Source organism: Actinomadura sp. NBRC 104425, from assembly GCF_030269545.1.
Lineage (GTDB): Bacteria > Actinomycetota > Actinomycetes > Streptosporangiales > Streptosporangiaceae > Spirillospora > Spirillospora keratinilytica.
In genome coordinates this window covers 1-653 of record NZ_BSTN01000098.1, presented here as the reverse complement: position 1 = coordinate 653, position 653 = coordinate 1, and the positions used below count along the sequence as shown (strand labels likewise).

At 70.9% G+C, this 653-nt stretch carries 1 protein-coding gene; it reads right to left on the bottom strand.

Annotated features, from left to right (window positions below; genetic code table 11):
• The coding region (locus QSK22_RS33280; protein WP_285498478.1) for a UvrB/UvrC motif-containing protein at window positions 1-653 on the bottom strand (653 nt) is incomplete at both ends.

Here is a 653-nt window from a genome sequence, read left to right as displayed (position 1 = left end):
GCGAGGACTCCTCCTCGGTCAGCTTGAACACCGGGATGCCCGTGGCGGTGGCCAGCACCTCGGCGATCAGCTCCTCGGTGACCTCGGCGACGACGTCCATGTCGCCGGCCTTCCACTCCTTCTCCCGCTGCGCCTTCTGGGCGAGCAGGCGCTTCTCGCGGTCGCGGAGCGCGGCGGCCTTCTCGAAGTCCTGGGCGTCGATGGCCGATTCCTTCTCCCGGCGCACCGCGGCGATCTTCTCGTCGTACTCGCGCAGGTCCGGCGGGGCGGTCATGCGGCGGATCCGCATGCGCGACCCGGCCTCGTCGATCAGGTCGATCGCCTTGTCCGGCAGGAACCGGTCGGAGATGTAGCGGTCGGCGAGGCGGGCCGCCGCCTCCAGCGCGCCGTCGGTGATGGAGACGCGGTGGTGGGCCTCGTAGCGGTCGCGCAGGCCCTTGAGGATCTCGATGGTGTGGCTGAGGGACGGCTCGGCGACCTGGATCGGCTGGAACCGCCGCTCCAGCGCCGCGTCCTTCTCCAGGTACTTGCGGTACTCGTCGAGGGTGGTGGCGCCGATGGTCTGCAGCTCACCCCGCGCCAGCATCGGCTTGAGAATGGACGCGGCGTCGATCGCGCCCTCGGCGGCGCCCGCACCGACCAGCGTGTGCAGC